General features: G+C 68.9%; 8 protein-coding genes and 1 pseudogene. 7 read left to right on the top strand and 2 right to left on the bottom strand.

What is annotated here, in order from left to right; all coding sequences use genetic code 11:
* On the bottom strand, positions 1–408 hold a 408-nt coding region (locus ACZ6R6_RS49045), incomplete at its 3' end, for a helix-turn-helix domain-containing protein (RefSeq protein WP_470104398.1).
* 133 nt (positions 409–541) lie between these two features.
* On the opposite strand from ACZ6R6_RS49045, the gene ACZ6R6_RS49040 reads away from it, so the two are divergent.
* Positions 542–769, top strand: coding sequence for a hypothetical protein (locus ACZ6R6_RS49040; RefSeq protein ID WP_470104396.1), 228 nt, complete (start codon positions 542–544; stop codon positions 767–769).
* Positions 770–774: 5 nt separating this feature from the next.
* Here the strand turns inward: ACZ6R6_RS49040 and ACZ6R6_RS49035 are convergent, their stop codons facing one another.
* On the bottom strand, positions 775–1029 hold the full coding sequence (locus ACZ6R6_RS49035; protein ID WP_470104395.1) for a winged helix-turn-helix domain-containing protein: 255 nt from the start codon (positions 1027–1029) through the stop codon (positions 775–777).
* A 206-nt stretch (positions 1030–1235) separates the two neighbouring features.
* On the opposite strand from ACZ6R6_RS49035, the gene ACZ6R6_RS49030 reads away from it, so the two are divergent.
* From ACZ6R6_RS49030 to ACZ6R6_RS49005, 6 genes and pseudogenes are all read left to right on the top strand, one after another.
* Positions 1236–1484, top strand: a complete 249-nt coding sequence (locus tag ACZ6R6_RS49030) for a hypothetical protein (protein WP_470104393.1) — start codon at positions 1236–1238, stop codon at positions 1482–1484.
* A gap of 539 nt (positions 1485–2023) precedes the next feature.
* Positions 2024–2254, top strand: coding sequence for a hypothetical protein (locus ACZ6R6_RS49025; RefSeq protein ID WP_470104392.1), 231 nt, complete (start codon positions 2024–2026; stop codon positions 2252–2254).
* Positions 2255–2342: 88 nt separating this feature from the next.
* Complete coding sequence (locus tag ACZ6R6_RS49020; RefSeq protein ID WP_470104390.1) at positions 2343–3911, top strand: hypothetical protein; 1569 nt, start codon at positions 2343–2345, stop codon at positions 3909–3911.
* Positions 3908–4147, top strand: a complete 240-nt coding sequence (locus tag ACZ6R6_RS49015; RefSeq protein ID WP_470104388.1) for a hypothetical protein — start codon at positions 3908–3910, stop codon at positions 4145–4147. Before ACZ6R6_RS49020 ends, ACZ6R6_RS49015 begins: the two co-directional genes overlap by 4 nt.
* Positions 4144–4533, top strand: coding sequence for a hypothetical protein (locus ACZ6R6_RS49010; RefSeq protein WP_470104386.1), 390 nt, complete (start codon positions 4144–4146; stop codon positions 4531–4533). Before ACZ6R6_RS49015 ends, ACZ6R6_RS49010 begins: the two co-directional genes overlap by 4 nt.
* Positions 4533–5140, top strand: a pseudogene (locus ACZ6R6_RS49005) (hypothetical protein); the annotation flags it as partial. The gene ACZ6R6_RS49010 and the pseudogene ACZ6R6_RS49005, both read left to right, overlap by 1 nt.

The following is a 5140-nucleotide window of genomic DNA, read 5'->3' as shown; positions in this document are numbered from 1 at the left end:
AAGGTGCGCAGCTTCGATGATCGCTCGCGCGTATGCCTCGGTCTGCAGGAGGCCGGGTACGCACGCCATCTCGTAGGTCTGGATCACTGCGGCCCCGGCCTCGAAGTCGGGGAGGCTGCCGCGGAAGACGTCGCTGTAGTCGGCCCACCAGCCGCGTTGGCGGGATTCGCGGGCGAGGGTGAGGAGTCGTTCGCGTTTGCGGGGGTCGGCGACGCCGTAGAGGTCGAGGAGCATCTTGATGTCGTTGGGGTCAGGGCGGACCCACTTGTTGCGTTCGATGCGGTGGACCTTGGTCTGGTCCCACTCCAGCCGCTTGGCGGCTTCCTTCGGCTCGAGGCGTGCGGCGATGCGAAGTTCACGGAGGGCGGCGGACAGTCGGCGCCGTTTGACGGTGGGGCTGGAGGTCACGTCGTCATCTCCTCGGCGGCGGAGTCCGTTCGCAAAACGGACAATTTGCCTATATGAATTTACCTATTGCATTTTACGTTGGGCACCACGACTATGTCACTAGGCCCCCGTGATTACCGCGAGTGAGGCAAGGATGACGTATTCGGAGAGCGACGCCAAGACGTTGCGCGAGGAGTTCCCCCGGTGGGACTTCCGCGGGTCCGGCACCGGCACACGCCGGCCCTGGGCAGTTCGTACAGACCGGCCGAGCACGCCGGAGATTAAGGCCGGCTGCAAGCTCTACTTCGACGGCGACACCCTCGACGAGCTCGCTGAGCGGCTCCGCGACGAGGAGCAGCTGCTGAATGGGGTTGTCCCGTGACGGCCCTACTCCTGCGGCCACCGTTCCTGGGGGAGCACGTATGTTCCCCGGCCCGGGATCGGGTTGATGTAGCCCTCGGCCGCGAGCCGCGTGGTGGCCTTCAGCACGGTGCCGCGCGCGGCGCCGAACTCCTGCACCAGGTGCACCAGGCTGGGAATAGGGCTTCGCTCTTTGTAGTAGCCGCTTCGGATACGCCTCTTGAGCTCGTCGTACAGCTGCCCCCAGACGGTCTCGTCATCGGCGAATTCGAAGTCGATCATGGTCTGACGGTAGAGGGGCAGGGCAGGGCCTACCCGGGCAGGACAGGTCAGAGCAGACCATGGACGTTCATGAACTACCGTGAACTGCTGTGTCACACCTCACTAGAGGAGACGACAGCTGGCGAGACCGGCGGCCCCCATGCGCGCCCCACCGCGCGGCACCCCATGGGGGTCGCCGCCGGTCTCGCTCTCCCGGTGGTGACCTCATGAGCACCGAGCCCCTGCACCCTGAACTCCGCGAACTGCTGGACGACGAAGTCCTCGCCGTCCTCTCCCCCCGATACCCCCGGTGGAGGATCTGGCGGACCAACGGCTGGTGGGCCACACGGCCACCGCTCACCCAAGCCGAAGGCGAAGCTGGGTGCCGCCCCACCATCTTCGCCCCGACCCCCAGCGGCCTCGTCGCCGTGCTCGATGACCAGGAGCGCCGAGCCCAGAAGGCGGTCGCACCATGAGCGACTGGCAGCCCATGGACCCGCCCTGCATCCACTGCGGCGATCCCCTGCGGGCAATCCCCCGGGTAGATCACATGCTGTACGAGGCCAAACGGCCCAGCACAGCTCAGGAACCACGCCAGTGCGGCGCCTCACCGTCCGGCCGGCACGCCCCTCGCCCCCGCCAGCCCGGCACCCCATAGACAGCCCGGCTGCCGTGATCGCTGCGGGCTCGGCAGCCGGGTGTAGCACCCCGGAATCAGGCGCGCGCAGGCGCCAGATACCGGGTCGGCCTCACGTGTCGAACAGCGGCGCGTGAGGCAAGCGGGCCCGTCCTCGTAGGAGGGGTCGGGGTCGGGCCCGCGCCCCTTTGACCGTCCGGAGTGAGGTCGCCCCCGTACCTCCTCCGGACTCCCGGCCCCCGCGCCTCTCCCCCAGGAGGCCCGGGGGCCACCCTCCGGCAGCGTCCACACCCACGGTCCCTGCCGGACCCCGGCCTCTGCCCGTGTCGACTCCGGGCAGAGGCCGGCCACACCACACCAACCGCTGAGGAGACCCGCATGAACACGCTGCAACCCGGCGACCTAGCTACCGACAACCGCGGCCTCCTGTGGTTCGTCCACGGCTACCGCGACTTCGGCCTGCACCTCACCAGCAGTACCGGCACCTTCGCGACCCTGGCTGACGTGGCGCGCCTGTACGGCCCACTGATGCCGTTCTACCGCCCCGAGATCCCCGCGGCCGAGACCGAGCGACCCACGGCCACCAGCCCCTACCCATCCGCTCCCTGAAACGCAGAAGACCCCCGCCGGCGCCTACCGACGAGGGTCCTTCTGCGCGATAAGCCCCACTCCTACTGCTCAGGAGCGTGCGAACCGCATGCAGACCATAACCGACCTCATCGGCCGTGTCCCGCCGACCGTCATATGGATCACCGCCGTGGTGATCGGCCTCGTTGCCCTGGTCCTGGCCTTCTTCGCGTTCCGCGCCATCTTCCGCTCAGCGCGCCGCTTCGTCCGGACCCACATCGCGCCCCGCCCGGCCGAGGACATCCTCACCGTGGTGGCCGCATCCATCGCGACCGGCGTGTCCGCCCAGGGCATGTGGCGCTTCTCCGGCGACGTCCTCGGCTTCGACGGCCCCCTGCGCCTGCTGCTCTTCGCTTTCATCGAAGTCGCCGTGATCACCAGCGCCGTGCGAGCCCGCCGCAACATGCGGAACAACTACTCCGCGGGCATCGACGGCCTCGCCGTCTGGGCCCTCACCGGGCTGTCGGCCGTGCTGTCCAGCATGGACGCCCGCAGCCTCGCCGAGTTCATCTTCCGCCTCGCCGCGCCGCTCGTCGCGGCGTGGCTGTGGGAGCGCGGCATGGCCGTCGAACGGCGCCGCATCACCGGCCTGGCCGGCATCCACTGGCGCATCACCCCCGAGCGGGTGTTGGTCCGGCTCGGTCTGGCCGAGGCCAAGGACCGTACTGCGGGCGAAGTCGACCAGCGGCGCCGCTTCGACCGGGTCGCCCTGGCCGCCAAGGCGGTCCGCCTCCTGCGCGACGCTGGCGCCAAGGCGAAGTCCATCGCCAGGGCCCAGGCGAAGCTGGAGCGTCTCTACGCCGCCGCGCACGCCCACACCGGCCTCGGCCGCAGCAAGGAGATGCAGGAGGAACTCGCCGCCGAGGTGCGATCGCTGTTCTCCGCTGCCGAGCTCGTCAACCTCCCCGCCGAGTCCGCGTGGATGAAGGCGGCCCAGCCGGGCGAGCTCGCCGAGCTGGTTGAGGCGGCCCGGCAGATGAGCGCGGGCATCACGGCCCTGGGCGAGGCACGTACCGCCCTGAAGGAGATGCGGAAGGTCCAGGAAGAGATGCGGGCGATGGAGAGCAACATCGTCATGCTCGCCGCCGATGCGACCCGCAATGTGACCCGTCCCGCGATCACGGAACGGGTCACATCCGAGGTCGCGAAGAAGGTAACGGAGCCGCCGGTTTTCGTCCCTCAGGAATGGACCGCGCAGGGAGCCACCGCTACCCCCTCCGCGACCCCCGTCGCGGTCGCGGAGCGGGTCACGCCGAAGGTCACATTCGACATCACGAACCCGGCCGCCTACAACCTCAAGCAGAGCCTCCTCGGCGACCCCTCCGTGACTGAGGTCGCGACCCCCACCGTGACCCCACCCGCGGTCACGGGACGGGTCACGAAGAAGATCACGTTCAAGCCGAAGTCGGAGTCGGACCCCAGGCCGAAGACCGCGATCATGCGCGACTACTGGGACAAGGCCATCGCCGACAAGAAGCCGTACCCGTCCGTCATCGAACTCGCCGACTTCGCAGGCGCCCACCACAGCCTCGCCTCCCGCCTTCGCGCCGAATGGGTGAAGGAGCTCTCCTACTGGGAGCAGCGCAAGGCCAACCCCAAGCCGAAGAAGACCGCGGCCGTGAACGGGAGCGTCCGATGAGGACCATCTACGTCGTCACCGACGCCCGCTACCCGCTGCGGGAGCGCACCCGCGCCCTGCTGGCCAACGCCGTCGTCTGGGTGCTGGTCGCGCTCGCCACCATTGGCCACGTCCTCCTCCTGATCATCGGCGCCCTGGACGCGCTCATCACCGCGGCAGTCGGCACCCGCCGCATCGGCTACATCTCTGGCCTGCTGCGGGACGCGGTCCGCGAGACCTGGAAGGACGACCTGTGAGCCCCGACGCCTCCGGCCGTAGCCGGATCCCCGAGCTGTCCGCGATCCCCTGGGAAGGGCCGGTCGCGATCACCAACTACGCCAAGGTCGGCCGCGGCCTGTGCCGCGACATCGGCGAGGAGTTCCTCCTCGGCTCCGATGAGCTGTACGCGGTGCTGATCCGCTCCTACAAGGGCCACCCGATCCTCGCCGTATTCGGCGCCCCGGACGTGCGGCTACGGGCCCGCCGCGTCGTCAAGCGGCTCAAGCGTGCCGCGGAGCTGCAGCGCGGCGCCGGCGTCGAGCTGGTGAAGTTCCACGCCCAGTTCCGTAAGGAGTTCATCGACGTGCTGCCGCAGGCCAATCCGGAGCGGCGCAAGTCAACGTTCGACTGGGGCAACGTCTGATGGGCCGCAACAGCACGCAGATGGCGCAGATGGTTCCTGCGGCGCCGGACGGCGGGAGTTGGGAGCAGGTCGCCACCCGGGAGGTGTCCAAGGCGCTGCTGTACTTCCCGCCGTGGATGGTCGGCGCGTTCCTGTTCGGCCTCGGCTGGGTGTTCCACGTGAGCCTGGACTCCGATGACCCGCAGGTCATCGCCTGGACGACCGTGTTCATCACCACGTGCGCCCTAGCCCTGACCGCCCTGACCTGGCATCAGTCGCACGCGCGTAGCCTCACCGGGCGCCTGCACTCGACGCTGACGACGCTGGCCGGCGGCCTGTGGGTATGCGCGGCCACGATCAACGGCCCCACCTCAACCATGACGGGCCGGCTGATCCTGATCGGCGGAGTCTCCATGGCCCTGTCGTTCAACATCCGCACCGTCATCCGGACCAAGCAGATCGACATGCAAGGCGCGGTCAACGACCCATTGAAGTTCCTGTTCGGCCAAGGCGCCGAGCGTGCGGGCATGCCAGCGATCGAGGCCCGCACCACCGCGGCGACCGCGCACAAGGTCGAGGGCGAAGTACAGCTGGAGCCGGGCCGCCAAACCGCTGATGACCTGCAGAA

Source organism: Streptosporangium sp. NPDC048886, assembly GCF_055586905.1.
The sequence above is the reverse complement of the archived record's forward strand: the minus strand, read 5'-3'. Positions and strand labels throughout refer to the sequence as shown.